A 20,261-nucleotide genomic window follows, 5' to 3' on the forward strand; every position below is an offset into this window, starting at 1 on the left:
ACGACCGCGACCTACCATTGGCGCATGCGGAAGCACGCGCTTGTCACGACGACGCCGGGAGCACCCGGCAGCCGATCGCGCTGACCGCATCACACAAGCGACGAACGGCCCCGGGCGAGATGCCCAGGGCCGTTTTCGCGCTCCGAGGTCTCGTCCGGGCCGTCGAACCAAGGAGACCGGACATGGACCATCGCAAACTCGGACGCGACCTCGACATCTTCGACTCGGATCCGCTCATCGGGGCGGGCCTGCCGTTCTGGCTGCCCGGCGGGGCGGCCGCCCGGTATGAGGTCGAGCGGTACCTGCGCGGGCTGGAACGCCGCGCCGGGTACCAGCACGTCTACTCCCCCGCGCTCGGAAAACGCCGGATGTACGAGCTGTCGGGGCACTGGAAGAACTACGCGGACGACATGTTCCCGCCGATGCGGATGGGCGACGACGAACTGGTCCTACGACCGAGCAACTGCCCGCACCACGCCCTTATCTTCAAGTCGCGTCAGCGGTCCTACCGCGATCTCCCGCTGCGCATCGCCGAGATGGGCGACATGTATCGCGCCGAACGCTCCGGGGTCGTCGGCGGGCTCGGACGCGTGCGGGCCATCCACCTCAACGACGCACACAACTTCTGCGCGCTCGACCAGGTCGCGGATGAGGTGGCGGCGATCCTGCGACTGATGCGCGAGGCCCACGCCGCCCTCGGGTTCGAGCCGGCGTCCTACCGCCTCTCGCTGCGCGGCAACGGCGGCAAATACGGGGGTGACGACGAGGAGTGGGCGCTCGCCGGGAAATTGCTGCGCGAAGCGCTCGACGCCGAGCGGATCTCCTATGTGGAGGCTGCGGGCGAGGCCGCCTTCTACGGGCCGAAGATCGATGTTCAGATCGCCGACGCGGCCGGCCGGGAGTCCAGTCTGGCCACCGTGCAGGTGGACTTCCATCAGCCCCGGCAGTTCGGCCTCGAGTACGCCGACGCGGCCGGTGGCCGGTCCCGCCCGGTCATGGTGCACCGCAGCCTGGCCGGCTCGATGGAACGCCTCTTCGCACACCTGCTCGAAGTGCATCAGGGCGCGTTCCCCGTCTGGTACGCGCCGGTGCAACTCGACGTCCTGCCCGTGTCCGCGGACCAGGCCGCGCAGGCCCACGCCCTCGTCGGCGCGGCGATGGACGACGACCTGCGGGCCGAGGCGCACCACGACGGTTCGATCGGCGCGCGTATCCGTCATGCCGCCGAGCGGAAAATCCCGTACGTGGGAGTGATCGGCGCCCGGGAGGCGGAAGCGGGACAGGTGGCACTGCGATTGCGGGACGGCAGGCAGCTCCGGCCGATGCCGATCGCCGATGCGATCGCGCTGATCGGCCGGATCGCCCGTGACCGTTCGTCAGGCCTGGACTGACTCGCGGGCCAGGCCGTACGTCAAGGCGTCGACCAGCGCCACCCAGGACGCCTCGACGATGTTCTCGTGGACGCCCACGGTGGTCCAGTCACGGTCGCCGTCACCCGTGTCGAGCAGAACGCGGGTGATGGCGTTCGTGCCGTGGCTGCCCTCCAGGATGCGCACCTTGTAGTCGGTCAGCTCGAACGTCTTGAGCTGCGGATAGTGCTGCGACAGCGCCGCCCGCAGCGCCTCGTCCAGCGCGTTGACCGGACCGTTGCCCTCGGCCGTGGCGATGACCCGCTCGCCCCGTACTCGTACCTTCACGGTCGCCTCGGAGACCACCGACCCGTCCTCGCGATGCTCGACCTGCGTGCGCCACGATTCGAGGGTGAACGGGCGTACGACCCCGTGGCCCGGCAGTTCACCTCGGACGAGAAGTTCGAAGGAGGCGTCCGCGGCCTCGAAGGACCAGCCGCCCGCCTCGAGTTCCTTCACCTTGCGCGTCACCGCGGACAGCGTGTCCGGATGGCCGGCCAGGTCGAGCCCGAGTTCCCGACTCTTGAGCTCGATGCTGGCCCGGCCGGCCATCTCGGTCACGAGGATCCGCATGTCGTTGCCCACCACCGACGGGTCGACGTGGTTGTAGAGCAGCGGATCAACTTTGATCGCACTCGCATGCAGCCCCGCCTTGTGAGCGAACGCGGCGGCCCCGACGTAGGCCTGGTGGGTGTCGGGGGCGATGTTGGCGATCTCGGCGAGCGCGGTCGAGACGCGCGACGCCTGTTCGAGGCACCCGTCCGGTAGGACCTGGAGCCCGAGCTTCAGCTGGATGTTGCTGACCGTGGCGAACAGGTCGGCGTTGCCGGGTCGCTCGCCGTAGCCGTTCGCGGTGCACTGGAAGTGTTTGACGCCGGCCTCGACCGCGGCGATCGTGTTCGCCACCGCGCACGAGGTGTCGTTCTGGCAGTGGATGCCGAGCCGGTCGGCGCTCACCCCGGTCCGGGCGACCACCTCGTTGATCGCCGCCGTGATCATCGAGGGCAGCATGCCGCCGTTGGTGTCACACATGATCACGCGTTCGGCCCCGGCGTCGAAGGCGGTCCGCACGACGGACGCGGTGTAGGCCGGGTCGTACCGGAAGCCGTCGAAGAAGTGCTCGCAGTCGACGAACGCGCGCCGCCCGTTGGCGACCAGGTGCCGCACGGTGTCGCGGACCATCGCGAGGTTTTCGTCGCCGGTGGTCCGTAATGCCCGTTCGACGTGCCGGATGTCGGACTTGGCAACCACGCACACGACCGGGGTCTCGGCGTCCAGCAGGGCCTGCACCTGCGGATCGTGCGACACCTCGACGCCGGCCTTGCGGGTCGCTCCGAACGCCACCAGCACCGCGTTCGTCAGCGAGAGCTCGGTGCGGGCGCGCGCGAAGAACTCGGTGTCCTTGGGCATGGCGCCGGGCCAGCCGCCCTCGATGAAACCCACGCCGAACTCGTCCAGCAGCTTCGCGACCGCCAGTTTGTCGGCGACCGTGTAGCTGATTCCCTCTCGCTGTGCTCCGTCGCGCAACGTGGTGTCGAAGACCTGGTAGTCCATGGCGCGTCCCCTTCGAGGATTCTTCAGTGACCAAAACAAAAGACCCCCCGCTCATGCGGGAGGTCTGCGCGTCGGCGAGAGGTCAGCCGGCGCGCTAGGTGCTAATGAGAAGCACGGAGTGGTGGGTCACGCCACGAAGCATGCCACGGACGGCGCGGACTGAGACAGAAAATCCAATTGCTGGGACAAGTACGCCCGTACGAGTGGGCTTGACCTGCGCGGTTGCCCGTTTCCGGCCTGATGGGGGGCGGCTGGCGAAGGCCCGGCCCGGCTAGGTTTGCGGGGTGGCTGTGGAACCGTACCCCCGGAATCTTGGCTTTTCCCGCACCTACAACTTCCGCGACGTCGGCGGCTATACCGGCCTCGACGGGCGCACCGTCCGCTGGCGGCGGCTGTTCCGCTCGGACGCGCTGCACCGGCTCGGCGAGGACGACGCCGAGGAGTTCGCGGCCTTAGGCATCCGGACGGTGATCGACCTGCGGCGCCCGTTCGAGATCGAGAAGTACGGACGGGTGGCCGACCGCTACGGCCTCGACTATCACAATCTCGTTCTCAAGCACGTCGACTGGGAAGAGGTCGAGCACCCGGACGACGTCGTGCACGAACGCTGGCTGGCCGACCGGTATCTGAACTTCGCCGAGGACGGCCGGGAGGCGCTGCTCGGCTCGTTACGGGTGATCGCCGACCCGGACCAGGCGCCGGTGGTGGTGCACTGCATGGCCGGCAAGGATCGCACCGGGACCGTCTGCGCGCTCGCGTTGTCGCTGCTCGGAGTGTCCGACGAGGACATCGCCGCGGACTACGCGCTGACCAGCCCGGCGATGGAGCGGCTCACCGCGTACCTGCTGGAGAAGCACCCGGAGGCGGTGCAGGGCAACGAGCACATGTACGACTCGCCGCCCGGCGCCATGCAGCTGTTCCTCGACGACCTGCGCGCCCTGCACGGCTCGGTCGAGGGCTTCGTGAAGGAGATCGGCGTGAACGACGACGAGATCGCCGCGATGCGCGCCCACCTGTTGTCCTAGGGGGTGTGGGGAGTTGCGGCTCCCCACACCTCAGGCCACTCGGTGGACCCAGCCGAACGGATCGTCGGCGCGGCCGCGCTGAATGTCGACCAACTGCTTGCGCAGGCCCATGGTGACGTCGCCGTGGCCGCCGTCGGCCACGGTGAACTCGAACTCGGGGCTCTTCACCATGCCGATCGGGGTGATCACCGCGGCCGTACCGCAGGCGAACGCCTCGCGGATCGCGCCCGACTCCGACCCCTCGCGCCACTCGTCGATGCTGATCATGCGTTCCTCGACCTTGCGCCCGGCCACCTCGGCCAGCTTGATGATCGAGTCGCGGGTGATGCCGGGCAGGATCGTGCCGCCCAGCGGTGGCGTCACCAGCGAGCCGTCGTCGAGCACGAAGAACACGTTCATGCCGCCGAGCTCGTCGACGTACTTACGCTCCACGGCGTCGAGATAGACCACCTGGTCGCAGCCGTGCTCCATGGCGTCGGCCTGGGCGGAGAGACCGCTGGCGTAGTTGCCGCCGCACTTGGCCGCGCCGGTGCCGCCGGGGGCCGCGCGGGTGAAGTCGGGGCTCGCCCACACCGAGACCGGCTTGACCCCGCCGGAGAAATACGAGCCGACCGGGGACGCGATCACCAGATACAGGTATTCCAGCGCGGGGCGCACGCCTAAGAAGACCTCACTGGCGTACGCGAAGGGGCGTAAGTAAAGGCTGCCCTCCTCGGCCTCCGGGATCCACCGCTGGTCAATCTTGATCAGCTCGTGGAGGGACTGCAGAAACGTCTCTTGCGGCAGGCCCGGCATCGCCATCCGCTTGGCGGATTGGTTGAAACGGGCCGCGTTGGCGTCGGGGCGGAACATCGCGATGCCGCCGTCCTCCATCCGGTACGCCTTGAGACCCTCGAAGATCTCTTGCGCGTAGTGGAGAACCGCCGCGGCCGGGTCGATCTCGATCGGCCGGCGCGCACCGACCTGCGCGTCGTACCAGCCTTTCCCCTCGGCATAACGCACAGTGACCATGTGGTCGGTGAAGATGCGTCCGAAGCCCGGATCGGCGAGCAACGCGGCGCGCTCGGCCTCATCCACGGGCGCCTGGTTCGGACGAATCTCGAAATCGGGGCTGTCACCACCGCTCATGAGCAGATGACCTGCTTTCTGAAGGAAGCTTTCGATTGAGGCGCGTATCACCCGAGGGTGACATGAAGATACCCCGAACGGACGTTAAGGCAACGGCCGCAGTCGAGGGAGGGTGCGAATGCTGGGGGTTTCCGCAGGGCCCCGGTCAGAGGGCGGCGGCGACCCGGTCGCCGACTTCGGCGGTTCGCAGCGAGGCGCCCGGAGCCCGGGACGCGACCTCCGCCGCGACCGCCTCGGTTACTCGGGCCGCTTCGGCGCGGTGCCCTAGGTGTTCGAGCAGAAGGGCAGCCGACAGGATCGCTGCGGCCGGGTCGGCAATGCCTTGACCGGCGATGTCCGGAGCCGAACCATGCACCGGTTCGAAGGTCGACGGATAGCGCCGCGAAGGGTTGACCGAGCCGCTGGCGGCCATGCCGATACCGCCGGTCACGGCGGCGGCGATGTCGGTGAGGATGTCGCCGAACAGGTTGTCGGTGACGACCACGTCGTAACGCTGCGGGTTGCTCACCAGGAACATCGACGCGGCGTCGACGTGCTGGTATTCGGTGGTGACCTCGGGGAACTCGGCGGCCACCGCGGCGAACGTGCGCGACCACAGGCTGCCGGCCTTGGTGAGCACGTTGGTCTTGTGCACCAGCGTCAGGTGGCGCCGGTCGCGGACCTGGGCGCGGGCGAAGGCGTCGCGGATGACCCGCTCGACGCCGTGCCGGGTGTTGAGGCTTTCCTCGGTCGCGATCTCGGCGGGGGTGTCCTTGTGCAGGACGCCGCCGGCGCCGACGTAGAGGCCCTCGGTGCCCTCGCGGACCACGATCATGTCGATCTCGCCGGGCTTGACGCCGGCCAGCGGGCTCACGGTGCCCGGCCAGAGACGCGAGGGACGAAGATTCACATACTGGTCGAAGTCGAACCGGAGCTTGAGGAGCAGGCCGCGCTCGAGGACGCCGGGCGGGACGCTGGGGTCACCGATCGCGCCGAGCAGGATGGCGTCGTGACCGGCCAGCTCGTCCTCGACGGACGGGGGCAGGACCTCGCCGGTACGGTTATACAGCCGGGCGCCGAGGTCGTAGTCGTGGAACTCGCTGCCGGGAAGGACGGCCTCGATCACCTTGCGCGCCTCGGCGGTGACCTCGGTCCCGATGCCGTCGCCGCCGACGACGGCGATGCGCGCCACGCTCACGTCAAACTCCCTCGACTTACCAGTTGCCGCGCTCACAGTAGCGGGCCGTCTCGATTTTCGGAACAACAGTCCCAGAAATTGAGATATCGATAAGTGGGGTCATGGCTCTGACCAGCGTATTGACCCCGGACGCGAACAGCCCCCGCACCGCGGCAAACGGTAACGGGGGCTGATGCGACGAGTACGCGTGGCTCGGTCCCGCCGGAAGAGCCGCGCGACACGCAAAAGTGTGCACGTCACCCGAAGACGTGCCCACGAGCGAGTCGTGCGGCAGGGACAACGCTAGCGATGTGGACTAAAGACGCGCAAGACGCATCCCCCGCGTGTCGCCGGGGTAGTTCCGGCGTGTCGCGCTCGGTGATGGCACCATGCGCCGGTGAGTTTCGACCTCGTGGTGTGGGCGATGGACGCCACGGACCAGCCGGACGCCGTGCGGGCCGCCAACGCGCGGTGCGCGCGCGGCGAGCACCCGCAGCGGCCGGCCGATCCGCGTGTTGTCGCCTTCTATGACGCCCTGACCAGCAATTACCCGGACCGTGGCCCGCGCGCTTCGGCTCCCGGTTCGCCGTGGGCGCACGCCCCGCTGCACGCCGCCGCCGACCACATCCAGATGCGGCTCGACGAGGGCTGCCCGGACGACGTGCTGGAGACGATCGAACGGCTGGCCGCGGAACTCAACCTCGATCTGCTGGACCTGCAGGACGGCACCGTCTATCCGCCGCCGTTACGCCTGCGCAACTAAGCGACGCGCAGGTCGACGATGCTGCCGCGGGCCGAGCCGATGGTCTCGGCCACGGCCGAGAGCAACTCGGCGTCGACCGAGGAGTCGACGGTCAGCGCCATCAGCGCCTCGCCGCCGGCCTCCCGCCGGGCCACCTCCATCGCCGCGATGTTGACCCCGGCCTCGCCGAGGATGGTGCCGATCGCGCCGATGATGCCGGGCCGGTCGCTGTAGCGGAAGAACAGCAGCACACCGTCGGCGGTCAGGTCGAGATCGAAGTCGTCGACGCCGGTGAGCTTGCAGATCTCCCGGGTGCTGGTCATGGTCAGCGTGCCGGCGACGCTGACGGTCCGGCCGTCCGGCAGCGCGCCGCGCACGGTGACGAGATTGTGATGTTCGGCCGGCTCGTCGCTGACCGCGAGCTCGACCTCGACGCCGCGGTCGGCGGCCAGCTGCGGCGCGTTCACATAGGTGACCCGCTCGTCGACCACGGACGCGAACAGGCCCTTGGTGGTGGCCAGCTTCAGCACGCCGACGTCGTGCGAGACGATCTCGCCGCGCACCTCCACGGTGACCCCCGCGGCGACCCCGCCGGCCACCGCGGTGAACACCCGGCCCAGCTTCTCGGCGAGCGCCAGCAACGGGCGTACGTCCTCGTCCACCACGCCGCCGGCCTGCACGTTGACCGCGTCCGGCACGAACTCGCCCTGGAGGGCGAGTTTGACGCTGCGGGCCACCGCGAGGCCCGCCTTGTCCTGCGCCTCGACCGTGGACGCGCCCAGGTGCGGGGTGGCCACCACGTTGTCGAAGTGGAACAGCGGCGAGTCGGTGGCCGGCTCGGTGACGTAGACGTCCAGCCCGGCCCCGGCCACCCGGCCCTCCTTCAGGGCGGCGGCCAGCGCGTGCTCGTCGATCAGGCCGCCGCGGGCCGCGTTCACGATGCGCACGCCGTGCTTGACGATGGCCAGTTCCTTCTCGCCGATCAGGCCGAACGTCTCCGGCGTACGGGGCAGGTGCACCGAGATGAAGTCGCTCTCGCGCAGCAGCTCGTCGAGCCCGACGAGGCGTACGCCCAATTGGGCCGCACGGGCGGGCTGGATGTACGGGTCGTAGGCGATCAGCCGGGTGCCGAAGGCGGCCATGCGCTGGGCGAACAGCACCCCGATGCGGCCCAGGCCGACGACGCCGACGGTCTTGCCCTGGATCTCGACGCCGGTGTACTTGGAGCGCTTCCACTCGCCCCGCTTGAGGGCCGTGCTGGCGCTGGCCGTGTTGCGTGCGACCGCGAGCAGCAGCGCGATGGCCTGCTCGGCGGCCGACACGATGTTGCTGGTCGGGGCGTTGACCACCATGACGCCACGGGAGGTCGCGGACGGCACGTCGACGTTGTCCAGCCCGACGCCGGCCCGCGCGACCACCTTCAGCCGGGACGCGGCGGCGATCACCTCGGGGTCCACCTGGGTGGCGCTGCGCACGATCAGCGCATCGGCCTCGGCCACCGCGGCGAGCAGGGCGGACCGGTCGGTGCCGTCGACGGTGCGGACGTCGAAGTCGTCGGCGAGGACGTCGAGGGCGGACGGAGCGAGTTCTTCGGCGATCAGGACGACGGGAGTCATGCGTCTCCAACCATGCTCGCGGTGACCGACCGCCGTTGGCCGATTACGGAGATGGTATGCGGAGGCGGACTCCCGCCGTCATGTCATCGCCTAGTGACCGACATCACACTTGCTGTGACAATCATGCCGCCTTGCGCGGAATGGTCGGCCGGACCACCGGCGGTTCGGTGGCCGGAGCCGCCTCGGCCTGCCCGTCGAGCCGCCGGAAGCTGCGTGCCTCGGCATCCAGGACGTCGAAGAGAAGATCCAGGTCAAGCGTGCCGACCGGTGGGTAGACGCGTTCGCGCGGCGGCTCCTGGCCGGGGCCGAGAGCGCCCTGCTCGACCATGAAGTCGACGATCGCCTGCCGGATGGCCGGCAACGTCACCGGCGAGTGGTAGATGACGTTGAGAGCCTGCATCCGCATCCCCTGGACGTGGTCCTCGCCCCGGTTGTCGTGAAAATGCGGATTGCGGGTCTCGATCTGAAACACCGGGACGGAACTCGCCATGACCTCCGGATCGGTGCTCTCCAGCACCCCGCCGAACTGCTCGAACAGATTCAGGAACTCGTACGGCTCGATCGCGAACCCGCCGGCCAGGCGCAGTTTGAGGCCCAGTTCCAGGCTCATCGCGTGCTCGCCGGCGTTGCCCGTGGCGATCACCTCGGTGCCGAAGCCCGAGTACTCGGCGAGGAAGCGGTTGAGCCACTCGTTGGTGATCGCCGAGGTGCGGCCGCGGCGGTTGAAGAACAGCCGGCCGTCGCGGAACTTCGGCTTGGACTGCCAGGAGATCCGCACCATCGCGTACGGCGAGGTGGCCAGGTGCAGCCCGGCGGCGAACACCTCGCAGTACTCGTGCACCGAGCCCGGCACGTAGTTGTCGGCGTCCACATAGCCGACATAGCGCCGGCCGGTCATCGCGGCGAGCGCCATGCCGATCAGCATCGCCTCGCCCTTGCCGCCCCGGACCAGCCCGTCGTCGTCGATCAGCTCGGGCATGCCGGCCGCCTTGAACGCCGCGGCCACGCCCGGATCGCGCTGGTGCACGGTCATCGCCGGACGCCCGGCCAGGCGGCAGAACTGCTCGACGGTCTGCGCCTCTATCTCGTAGCGGTCGACCGGCTCCCGATCGCTGTTCGACACCAGCACGATGAGGCAGTCGTGCGGGATGCCGGAGAGAACCCCTTCGATGACGCCTCGTGTCTCATTCATGCACGGAACGACTATTACCATTTGCGATTCAACGGCGCGCAATGCATCGGGCGGCACGATACGACTGCCGGCCCCCGCAACGGATGTGCCCGAGTCAAGTTCAATGACTCGCTGCAGCTCATGAATCCGGACCGCGCCGAAGCGCTCACTCCGGAAAGAATCTGCCAGTCGCATGCCGCGAGGCTACCCGGCAAATGGCCGGTGCCCGCAGACGAACATCACACAATTACCTTTCCGAACCCTTTCGGCGAACGGTGAGGTAAGCAACACGTAACGGCAATGTTTCAAGTAATCGCACGACTACCCGAAAAGCCCGGCTTTCCATGGCGTGCCGGAAAGCCGGGCTCGAGGCGTACGGGAAATCAGGCGGTTTCGGTGATCGGCCGGTCCACCCAGCTCATCATGCCGCGCAGCTGACGGCCGGTGACCTCGATCGGGTGCTCGGCGCCCTGCTCGCGGAACTTGGTCAGCAGCGGGCGGCCGTTGTCGTCGTCCTCGATCAGCTCACGGGTGAACTCGCCGGACTGAATCTCCGAAAGGATCTTCTTCATCTCGTCCTTGACCCGCGCGTCGATAATCCGCGGGCCCCGGGTGTAGTCGCCGAACTCGGCGGTGTCCGAGACGCTGTAGCGCATCCGGGAGATGCCGCCCTCGTACATGAGATCAACAATGAGCTTCAGCTCGTGAAGGCACTCGAAATACGCGATCTCGGGGGCGTATCCAGCCTCGGTGAGCACCTCGAAGCCGGTCTGCACCAGCGCCGCCGTACCACCGCAGAGGACGGCCTGCTCGCCGAAGAGGTCGGTCTCGGTCTCCTCCTTGAAGGTCGTCTTGATGACACCCGCCCGGGAGCCGCCGATCGCCTTCGCGTAGGAGAGGGCGAGCGCGAGGCCCTCACCGGTCGGGTCCTGCTCGACGGCCACGAGGCAGGGCACGCCCTTGCCGTCCACGTACTGACGACGCACCAGGTGGCCGGGGCCCTTCGGGGCGACCATCGCGACGGTCACGTTGGCCGGCGGCTTGATCAGCTCGAAGCGGATGTTCAGGCCGTGCCCGAAGAAGATCGCCTTGCCCTCGGTGAGGTTCGGCGCGATCGACTCGGTGTAGATCTTGCGCTGGGCGGTGTCCGGCGCGAGCACCATGATCACGTCGGCCCAGGCGGACGCCTCGGCCGGCGTCTTGACCTCGAGGCCCTGCTCCTCGGCCTTGGCGCGGCTCTTCGACCCCTCCTTGAGGCCGACCACCACCTCGACGCCCGAGTCGCGCAGCGACAGCGAGTGGGCGTGGCCCTGGCTGCCGTAGCCGATCACGGCGACCTTGCGTCCCTGAATGACGGACAGGTCGGCGTCGTCGTCGTAGAACACTTCCGCGGTCATTACTTCCCTTTCAGGTATTGCTTACGCGGCGCGCAGCGCCGGTCCGGTTGTGATCGACCGGGAGCCGCGGCCGATGGCCACGAGACCCGACTGCACCATTTCCTTGATCCCGTACGGCTCGAGGTCGCGCAACAGCGCATCGAGCTTGTCGGGAGCACCGGTGGCCTCGATGGTGAGAGTGTCCGGGGCGACGTCGATCACCTTCGCCCGGAACAGCTCGACCGTCTCGAGCACCTGGCCCCGCTGCGTGCGATCGGCACGCACCTTGACCAGCAGGAGCTCGCGCTGGACCGATTGTTGTGAATCCAGCTCGACGATCTTCAGAACGTTGATCAGCTTGTTGAGCTGCTTGGTCACCTGCTCCAGGGGTGAGGAGTCCGCGTTGACCACGATCGTGATGCGGGAGACGTCCGGGTTCTCCGTCTCGCCCACCGCCAGCGAATCGATGTTGAAGCCGCGCCGGGAGAACAGGCCGCTGACGCGCGCGAGCACGCCGGGCTTGTTCTCCACCAGAACCGATAACGTGTGTGTATTGGTCATCAGATGTCGTCCTCGTCGAACATCGGGCGCACGTCCCGGGCGAACATGATCTCGTCGTTGCCCATCCCGCCGGGGACGAACGGCCACACCATGGCGTCGGCGGCGACCGTGAAGTCGATGACCACGGGCGCGTCGTTGATCTCCATGGCCTGCTTGATGACCTTGTCCACGTCCTCCTTGGACTCGCAGCGCAGGCCGACACAGCCCAGCGCCTCGGCCAGCTTCACGAAGTCCGGGATGCGGTGCTTGTGCGTGCCCAGGTTGGTGTTCGAGTAGCGGCCCTCGTAGAACAGGGTCTGCCACTGCTTGACCATGCCCAGGTTGCCGTTGTTGATCAGGGCGATCTTGATCGGGATGCCCTCCAGCGCACAGGTGGCGAGCTCCTGATTGGTCATCTGGAAGCAGCCGTCGCCGTCGATCGCCCACACCGCCGTGTCGGGCTTGGCGACCTTGGCGCCCATGGCGGCCGGCACCGCGTAGCCCATGGTGCCCGCGCCACCCGAGTTCAGCCAGGTGCCCGGCTTCTCGAACTTGATGAACTGGGACGCCCACATCTGATGCTGGCCGACCCCGGACACGTAGATCGCGTCCGGGCCGGCTAACGCGCCCAGTCGCTCGATCACGTACTGCGGCGCGAGCTCGCCCTCGTCCGGTTCGTCGAAGCCGAGCGGGTAACGACGGCGCATGTCCTCGAGCGTCGCCCACCACGACTCGTACGGGTCCTGGGTTTTGCCCTGCGCGGACACCGCCGCGATCAGTTCGTCGATCACGTGCCGGGCGTCGCCGACGATCGGGACGTCCGCGTGCCGGTTCTTGCCGATCTCGGCCGGGTCGATGTCCGCGTGCACGATCTTGGCGTCCGGCGCGAACGTGTCGATCTTGCCGGTGACGCGGTCGTCGAACCGGGCGCCGATGGTGATCAGCAGGTCCGCCTTCTGCAGCGCGTACACCGCCGGGACGGTGCCGTGCATGCCGGGCATGCCCAGGTGCTGGGGGTGCGAGTCGGGGAACGCGCCCAGCGCCATCAGCGTGGTGACCACCGGGATGCCGGTGAGCTCGGCCAGTTTGCGCAGCCCCTCGGTGGCTCCGGCCTTGAGCACCCCGCCACCGACGTACAGGACCGGGCGTTTGGCCTGGGCGATCAGGCGGGCGGCCTCGCGGATCTGCTTGCCGTGCGGGTGCAGCGTGGGACGGTAACCGGGCAGGTCCAAGGTGGGCGGCCACTGGAAGGTCGTCTCGGTCTGCAGCACGTCCTTCGGGATGTCCACCAGGACCGGTCCGGGCCGGCCGGTGGACGCCAGGTGGAACGCCTCGGCGATCAGCCGCGGCACCTCGTCGGCCGTCTGCGCGAGGAAGTTGTGCTTGGTGATCGGCAGCGTGATGCCGAAGATGTCCGCCTCCTGGAAGGCGTCCGTGCCGATCAGCGGCCGCGCCACCTGGCCGGTGATCGCGACGATCGGAACCGAGTCCATGTACGCGTCGGCGATCGCCGTCACCAGGTTGGTGGCCCCCGGACCGCTGGTCGCGATGCAGACGCCGACCTTGCCGGTGGCCTGCGCGTAACCGGTCGCGGCGTGCCCCGCGCCCTGCTCGTGACGCACCAGGATGTGCCGCATCTTCGAGTCGTAGAGAGGGTCGTACGCCGGAAGGATCGCCCCGCCCGGGATACCGAACGCGACCTCGACGCCGAGCGCCTCAAGGGACCGGACGACGGCTCCGGCACCGGTGGTCTTGATCGGGGCGGCGACGGCGGGCACGGCGCCCGCGGCCGCGCTCGCTCGGTGGGCCAGAGTCTCGGGGGACGGTGGTCTCGTCATCACGGGTTCCGTTCGGGTCGGTCGGGTACTCGCTGGCCTTGAAGGGCTTGACTCGCTTTACTCGCGCAACAAAAAAGGCCCGCGTGCCGAAGCACGGGACCTAGCGCACCCTCGCCGTTGGATCAGTCGGCAGGAGTGCGCTCACGTAAGTACTCGAGCTGCGCAGTACATGGCGCTAACCATGCCGCATCTCACTGCCCGAGTCAATCGATCCCACATTCTGATCACCCGCGAGTGCCTCGAACGCGGGATCCGTCGGCAGCAACGCTCTGAGCTGCCGCATTCCGGGACCGAGCTTGACAACCTGACTCCGGGCCGTGCCCTCCTTCGGCGGTGCGGATCGTGGGACGGGCGCCGGCCGGGTCGCCGTCCGCAGGGTGCGCAGCTGCGCCTCCAGATGCTCGGCCGGCACGCCCCAGCCGAACAGCGAGCCCTGGCCCAGGCGGCAGCCGGCGTCCTCGACCGCCTCCCGCTGCGCGGGCGTGCCGATGCCCTCGGCGAGCACCTCCAGCCCGAGGCGGTGGCCCAGCCGCACCACCACGTCGACCAGCGGCGCGGCCTCGTCGGTCACCAGCGCGTGGTCGATCTTGAGAATGTCGACCGGAAGCGTGCGTAGCTGGCCCAGCGACGAGTAGCCGGCGCCGAAGTCGTCCAGCGCGATCCGCACGCCGGTGGCGCGCAGCTCGGCGAGCCGGCTGATCAGCTCCTCCATGTCGGTCGCGACGGCATGCTCGGTGACCTCCAGGACCAGGCGCTGCGGCGGCGCCCCGCACTCGGCGAGCAGCTCGGCGACCTGGCCCGCGTAGTCCGCGGCGTGCAACTCCTTCGGAGACAGGTTGACCGAGACCCAGACGTCGTGGCCCTGCGCCAGCCAGTCGGCGAGCTGCCGGGTGGCCCGCTCGAGCACCCACGAGCCGATCCGGTTGATCAGCCCGGACTCCTCGGCGACCGGGATGAACTCGTCCGGCCGGACCGCGCCCAGTGTCGGATGATGCCAGCGCAGCAACGCCTCGGCGCCCACCGGGCGCATCGACGGCAACGCGACCACGGGCTGATACACCAGGCGCAGCTCGTCGCGGTCGATGGCGTGCCGCAGCTCGCTCTCCAGCGTGCCCCGGCGGCGCAGCAGCTCGTCGTAGCGCGCCTGGTAGCGCTCCACCCGGTTCTTGCCGCGCTGCTTGGCGTAGCGCAGCGCGAGATCGGCGTCGTGCATCAGCTCGCCGCCGTCGGCGACCCCGATGCTCGCGGACAGGAAGATCGACCCGCCGTCCACCTCGAACGGCTCGCCGAGCACCGCGAGCAGCCGGTGCGCGGTCAGCATCGCCTCGTCCACCGTGCCGTGCATGAGCACCGCGAACTCGTCGCCGCCGAGGCGGGCCGCGACGTCGTCGGCCAGCAGGTTGCGCCGCAGGCGCACGCCCACCTCGCACAGCACCGCGTCACCGGCGTCGTGACCGCGTACGTCGTTGACGGTCTTGAAACCGTCCAGGTCGATGCCGACCAGCACCACCGGCGCGTGGGCGTGCTCGCGCAGCGCGCGCTGCAGCCCGCGCCGGTTGGCCAGCGAGGTCAGCGGATCGGTATGGGCCAGCTCGCGGTAGTGCGCCTCGCTCTGCCGCAGCCGCACGGCGAAGCCGCGGACGTCGTGCAGCGCCAGCGACTGCCGGAAGACCAGCGCGAACCCCTCGACCGCGGCACCCAGGAACCCGAACAGCCCGAAGGCGCCGCCGGCGTAGACGTGGAACCCCAGCGCGGTCACCATGGCGGACATCGGCACCACCGCGTACGCCGTGCCGCGTTCGGCCGCGTCGCCGTCGACGCGCACCGGCCGATCCGCCGTGCGCACCGCGCGGGCGATCGCGAACAACCCGGCCGGCACCAGCACCGAACCGGCCAGCACCGCGGCGTCCCAGCCCTGGCACAGCCCGCCGGCCAGCGCGGTGGACCCGACCGCCACCACGCTCACCCCGGCCGCCACCCGCACGGTGATCAGGCGGGGGCGGTGCGCGTGCAGCGCGAGCGCCGCGGTCAGGCCCAGCGAGACGCACGCGATCGCGGCCGGGACCAGCAGCGACGGGCAGGCCATCGGGGTCGAGTCGCCCAGGATCCGGGTCGGGGCGGACAGCAGCACCCAGCCGACGAACCAGATCGCGGCCGCGATCACCAGGCCGTCGAGCAGGTGCCGCACGGCCGCGCCCGGGCTTTCCGCGGCGCCCGGTAGCAGCGCCGTGCCGGCGAGAAGGATGAGCGTGCCGACCCCGGCGCCGATCGCGACCGTGGAGCCGAGGCTCATCCGCGGCACCGGCAGATCGGTCAGTGCGGCGGCGATCACGCCGGCCATCGATGCGGCGGCGGCGATCGCGGCCCCGAGAGCGAGGACCCTCTTGTTGACCAGCGCTACGACGGCCGGGACCGCGGTCAGCAAGATCGCGAACCCGGCCAGCTCCACGCCGGACGGTAAATGCACGGGAACACTGTGCCCGATCTCCGCGAGTTTCGGGAGCCCTCACGTCCCGGCCTGTGGACGACGGGGTTGCACTCGCCGGGATGGTGGCACTATGTGTGGATGCCTGAGCTGCGTTCCCGGACCTCGACCCACGGTCGGACCATGGCCGGCGCGCGTGCCCTGTGGCGCGCCACCGGCATGACCGACGACGATTTTGGCAAGCCCATCGTGGCGATCGCCAACAGCTACACCCAGTTCGTACCGGGTCACGTGCACCTCAAAGACCTCGGCGGTCTCGTCGCCGAGTCGATCGCGGCGGCGGGCGGCGTGGGGCGCGAGTTCAACACGATCGCGGTCGACGACGGCATCGCGATGGGCCACGGCGGCATGCTCTATTCACTGCCCAGCCGCGAGCTGATCGCCGACGCGGTGGAATACATGGTCAACGCGCACTGCGCCGACGCCCTGGTCTGCATCTCGAACTGCGACAAGATCACCCCGGGCATGCTGATCGCCGCGTTACGCCTGAACATCCCGACCGTGTTCGTCTCCGGCGGCCCGATGGAGGCCGGCAAGACGATCGCCATCGAGGGCGTGGTGCACGAGAAGCTCGACCTGATCGACGCGATGAGCGCGAGCGCCAACGAGAACGTCACCGAGGACCAGCTCGGCACCATCGAGCGGGCCGCGTGCCCGACCTGCGGTTCCTGCTCCGGCATGTTCACCGCCAACTCGATGAACTGCCTGACCGAGGCGATCGGCCTGGCCCTGCCCGGCAACGGGTCGACGCTGGCCACGCACGAGTCGCGCAAGGCGCTGTTCGAGAAGGCCGGTTCGCTGATCGTCGACATCGCCCGGCAGTACTACGAGGAGAACGACGAGTCGGTGCTGCCGCGCAGCATCGCGAACCGTTCCGCCTTCGAGAACGCGGTGGCCCTGGACGTCGCGATGGGCGGCTCCACCAACACGGTGCTGCACCTGCTGGCCGCGGCCCGCGAGGCCGAGCTCGACTTCAGCGTCTCCGACATCGACGCCATCTCGCGCCGCGTGCCGTGCCTGTCCAAGGTCGCCCCGAACAGCGTGAAGTACCACATGGAGGACGTGCACCGCGCCGGCGGCATCCCGGCCCTGCTGGGCGAGCTCAACCGCGGCGGCCTGCTGAAGACCGACGTACGCTCGGTGCATTCACCCGATTTGTCCTCCTGGCTGGACAGTTGGGACATTCGTAGCGGAAACACCTCTTCGGAAGCGCTCGAGCTCTTCCACGCGGCCCCCGGCGGCGTCCGCACCACCCAGCCGTTCTCCACCGCGAACCGCTGGAGCACGCTGGACACCGACGGCGCGGACGGCTGCATCCGCTCGGTCGATCACGCCTACACGGTCGACGGCGGCCTGGCGATCCTCTTCGGCAACCTCGCCCCCGACGGCTGCGTGGTCAAGACCGCCGGCGTCGACGAGTCGCTGTGGAAGTTCACCGGCCCCGCGCGCGTCTTCGAGTCGCAGGACGCCGCGGTCGACGGCATCCTCGGCAAGCAGGTGGTCGAGGGCGACGTCGTGGTGATCCGCTACGAGGGCCCGCGCGGTGGCCCCGGCATGCAGGAAATGCTCTACCCGACGAGCTTCCTGAAGGGCCGCGGCCTGGGCAAGGCGTGCGCACTGATCACCGACGGCCGCTTCTCCGGCGGCACCAGCGGCCTGTCGATCGGCCACGTCTCCCCCGAGGCGGCGTCCGGCGGCCTGATCGCCCTGGTCGAGACCGGCGACGAGATCACCATCGACATCCCGGCGCGCGCCATCTCCCTCAACGTGACGGAGGAGGAGCTGGCCCAGCGCCGCCACGAGCAGGAGCGCCGCCCGAAGCCGTTCACCCCGCTCGACCGCGTCCGCCCGGTCTCAGCAGCGCTGCGCGCCTACGCCTCCATGGCCACCAGCGCCAGCGACGGCGCCTACCGCCGAGTGCCGGAATAATCCCGTACGCCTAGACCCAGCCCACAACAGCAAGTTTGTCCGCTCCGGGGGCCACGCACACTCTGAGTGCGTGGCCCTGGCCGTCGGCCGCTTCCGGCCCCTGCCAGCTCCCGGCCACCCCGGCGCTCCGCGACCGCGACCGCCACCGCCACCGCGACCGCCTCCGCCACCGCGACCGCCACCGTCACCGTCACCGCCCACCGTCACCGCCCACCGCCACCGCCACCGCCCACCGCCACCGCCCACCGCCACCGCCCACCGCCCACCGCCACCGCCACCGCCACCCAAGAGTTTCCCAGCGGCCGCCGGCGCCAAGGCCCGGGCACCTGCCACCTCACCGTCCCCACCCGCGCCGACCACGCTTCACCCTTCCCAGCTGCGGCGATCATCGACCCGCCCCCCGACCCCAATCCCACCGCGGCCCGCCCACCTGCCCACCCCACGCCGCAGGCCGCCTCACCCTCGCCTCCCACGCGACCACCGACCTGCCTTGCCCCCACCCGCGCGACCACCGACCCGCACCGCTTCCCCACCCACGCCGCGGCCCGCCCCACCTGCCCATCCGTGCCGCAATCCGCCTCGCCCGCTCGCCCGCTCGCCCGCTCGCCCGCTCGCCCTCTCGCCCTCTCGCCCTCTCGCCCTCTCGCCCTCTCGCCCGAGCCAACCACCGGCCGCCTCGCCTTCCACATGCCGCTTGTTAGCGCATGATCAAGGCCTACCGTGTCGCCTTTGTCCACATTCGGTGCTCCGGTCCAGCGGCGTGCAGCCGGATTTTCGAGACCTTGGAGAGTTGAGGCTCGCATGTGGGCGTAACTTTCCAAGGTCTCGAAATCAGCCAGCAAGACCGCGCGGCAAAGGTCGCGTAACAGGGCAAAACGAACGTCCAATTAGGATCGCCGCCCACATTTCGGAAGATCCTGATCGGATAGTGGGACAGCGTCCGGCCGAACGCGATAATCGCGGCGGCTGCCCTTCCCACCGGACTGCTGCCGCCGCCCGCCCCGACGAAACACAATGATCAACGCGTTGCGAGCCGCCTGCCAGGTGCGAACTGCGAGTGTCCGCTGACTGCGGGCTTTGGCGGCCCAAGCACGCCGGTCGGCCCAGCGCCACCGGTCAGCCCAGGACCGCCGGTCAGCCCAGGACCGCCGGTCAGCCCAGGACCGCCGGTCAGCCCAGGACCGCCGGTCAGCCCAGCGCCGCCAGTCGGGTCGGGACCGCCGGCCAGCCCAGGACCGCCGGTCAGCCCAGCGCCACCAGTCGGGTCGGGACCGCCGGTCAGCCCAGGACCACCGGTCAGCCCAGCGCCGCCAGTCGGGTCGGGACCGCCGATGGGCTCAAGGGGGCGCCGATGGGCTCAAGGGGGCGCCGCGCATCATGCACGCCGAACCTGCCTGATCGGGTCTAACCGGACACCACCGTAGTGGCGGCTACCGACAGGCCCGGCGGCCGCCGCGGCAACGTCGCGTTCTTCTTGCTGGTGTGGCTGGCAACCTTGGCGGGGGTTTGTCGTTGCTCTCGGTGGGAGGAACGGATGGACACGGTTGTCAGCGGACGTATTGACGGGCCGGGTGAGCGGCCGCTCTCCGGGGCCACGGTCACGATCACGGATCACGGCGGGGCCCAGCTGGCCAAGGCGGTCACCGGGGCGGACGGCGGGTTTCGGCTGCGGCTGGCCGGGGGTGGGAGCTTTCTGCTGATCTGCGCGGCCGAGCATCACCAACCCGCGGCCGCGCTGATCAATGTGGCGGCCGGGGAGATTCGGCGGGTGTTGTCGCTGGCCGGGAGTGGGCAGGTGGCCGGCGCCGTGACGGATCGGGGTGGCCGCCCGCTGGAAGGGGCCGTGCTGAAGCTCACCGATCCTAAGGGGACGGTCGTGGCGACCACGCGGACCGGGGCGGACGGGCGGTATCTGGTCGACGGGCTGGACGGGCCGCAGTACACGCTGACCGCATCGGCGTCGCACGCCCGGCCGGTGTCGCGGACGGTGTCGCCGGACGAACCGGGGCGCGTCGATTTCGTGCTGACCGTGGGCGGCGTGCTGACCGGCAGTGTGAAGGCGGCCGGGACCGGGCGGCCGGTGCCGGAGGCCTCGGTGCTGGCGGTGGACCGGTCGGGAGCGGTGGCGGGAGCCGCTACCAGTGGGCCGGACGGGCGGTATGAGCTGCGTGACCTCCCCCCGGGGGTGTACACCGTCGCGGCCAGCGGGCACGCGCCGGTGGCCACCCGGGTGGAGATGAACGGGGACCGCACCGATCACGACATCCTGCTCGGTGCGGTCCGCGTGTGACG

14 protein-coding genes are annotated in these 20,261 nt (G+C 69.6%); 5 read left to right on the forward strand and 9 right to left on the reverse strand.

Going from position 1 to position 20,261, the window contains the following annotated elements; translation table 11 throughout:
• Window positions 1-182: 182 nt before the first annotated feature.
• Entirely contained in the window at window positions 183-1,391 is a 1,209-nt protein-coding gene (gene thrS, locus HH310_RS15770) for a threonine--tRNA ligase (RefSeq protein ID WP_169176286.1), read from the forward strand.
• On the opposite strand, the gene cimA is transcribed toward thrS, so the two are convergent.
• A complete protein-coding gene (gene cimA, locus HH310_RS15775; protein ID WP_169176287.1) occupies window positions 1,377-2,963 on the reverse strand; it encodes a citramalate synthase in 1,587 nt (528 codons plus the stop codon). The two genes, thrS and cimA, sit on opposite strands and share 15 nt — an antisense overlap.
• A gap of 284 nt (window positions 2,964-3,247) precedes the next feature.
• Between cimA and HH310_RS15780 the strand changes: the two genes are divergently transcribed.
• A complete protein-coding gene (locus tag HH310_RS15780; protein WP_169176288.1) occupies window positions 3,248-3,988 on the forward strand; it encodes a tyrosine-protein phosphatase in 741 nt (246 codons plus the stop codon).
• A gap of 30 nt (window positions 3,989-4,018) precedes the next feature.
• Here HH310_RS15780 and HH310_RS15785 read toward each other — a convergent pair whose 3' ends face one another.
• Together HH310_RS15785 and HH310_RS15790 are read right to left on the reverse strand one after the other, a co-directional pair.
• Entirely contained in the window at window positions 4,019-5,116 is a 1,098-nt protein-coding gene (locus HH310_RS15785; protein ID WP_169176289.1) for a branched-chain amino acid aminotransferase, read from the reverse strand.
• Between the two features lie 145 nt (window positions 5,117-5,261).
• A complete protein-coding gene (locus tag HH310_RS15790) occupies window positions 5,262-6,287 on the reverse strand; it encodes a 3-isopropylmalate dehydrogenase (protein ID WP_312034117.1) in 1,026 nt (341 codons plus the stop codon).
• A 382-nt stretch (window positions 6,288-6,669) separates the two neighbouring features.
• Here HH310_RS15790 and HH310_RS15795 point away from each other — a divergent pair, with 382 nt between their 5' ends.
• The gene (locus HH310_RS15795) at window positions 6,670-7,035 is read left to right on the forward strand and encodes a hypothetical protein (protein ID WP_169176291.1); all 366 of its coding nucleotides are present in this window, start codon (window positions 6,670-6,672) and stop codon (window positions 7,033-7,035) included.
• Here HH310_RS15795 and serA read toward each other — a convergent pair.
• The 6 genes from serA to HH310_RS15825 form a co-directional block, all read right to left on the reverse strand.
• On the reverse strand, window positions 7,032-8,630 hold the full coding sequence (gene serA / locus HH310_RS15800; RefSeq protein ID WP_169176292.1) for a phosphoglycerate dehydrogenase: 1,599 nt from the start codon (window positions 8,628-8,630) through the stop codon (window positions 7,032-7,034). The two genes, HH310_RS15795 and serA, sit on opposite strands and share 4 nt — an antisense overlap.
• A 121-nt stretch (window positions 8,631-8,751) precedes the next feature.
• Window positions 8,752-9,996 carry a mannosyl-3-phosphoglycerate synthase gene (mpgS, locus tag HH310_RS15805; RefSeq protein WP_169176293.1) on the reverse strand — a complete coding sequence of 415 codons (1,245 nt, stop codon included), beginning with the start codon at window positions 9,994-9,996 and terminating at the stop codon, window positions 8,752-8,754.
• 188 nt (window positions 9,997-10,184) lie between these two features.
• Window positions 10,185-11,198: a ketol-acid reductoisomerase gene (ilvC, locus tag HH310_RS15810; protein WP_169176294.1), complete on the reverse strand. Its 1,014-nt coding sequence runs from the start codon at window positions 11,196-11,198 to the stop codon at window positions 10,185-10,187.
• Window positions 11,199-11,219: 21 nt separating this feature from the next.
• Window positions 11,220-11,738, reverse strand: a complete 519-nt coding sequence (gene ilvN, locus HH310_RS15815) for an acetolactate synthase small subunit (RefSeq protein ID WP_169176295.1) — start codon at window positions 11,736-11,738, stop codon at window positions 11,220-11,222.
• The gene (locus HH310_RS15820; RefSeq protein WP_169176296.1) at window positions 11,738-13,555 is read right to left on the reverse strand and encodes an acetolactate synthase large subunit; all 1,818 of its coding nucleotides are present in this window, start codon (window positions 13,553-13,555) and stop codon (window positions 11,738-11,740) included. Before HH310_RS15820 ends, ilvN begins: the two co-directional genes overlap by 1 nt.
• A gap of 175 nt (window positions 13,556-13,730) precedes the next feature.
• A complete protein-coding gene (locus tag HH310_RS15825) occupies window positions 13,731-16,022 on the reverse strand; it encodes a bifunctional diguanylate cyclase/phosphodiesterase (RefSeq protein ID WP_312034102.1) in 2,292 nt (763 codons plus the stop codon).
• 99 nt (window positions 16,023-16,121) lie between these two features.
• On the opposite strand from HH310_RS15825, the gene ilvD reads away from it, so the two are divergent.
• On the forward strand, window positions 16,122-17,969 hold the full coding sequence (gene ilvD / locus HH310_RS15830; protein WP_169176297.1) for a dihydroxy-acid dehydratase: 1,848 nt from the start codon (window positions 16,122-16,124) through the stop codon (window positions 17,967-17,969).
• 1,534 nt (window positions 17,970-19,503) lie between these two features.
• Window positions 19,504-20,259 carry a collagen binding domain-containing protein gene (locus tag HH310_RS15835; protein ID WP_169176298.1) on the forward strand — a complete coding sequence of 252 codons (756 nt, stop codon included), beginning with the start codon at window positions 19,504-19,506 and terminating at the stop codon, window positions 20,257-20,259.
• Window positions 20,260-20,261 lie beyond the last annotated feature (2 nt).

Source organism: Actinoplanes sp. TBRC 11911 (assembly GCF_012933445.1).
Lineage (GTDB): Bacteria > Actinomycetota > Actinomycetes > Mycobacteriales > Micromonosporaceae > Actinoplanes.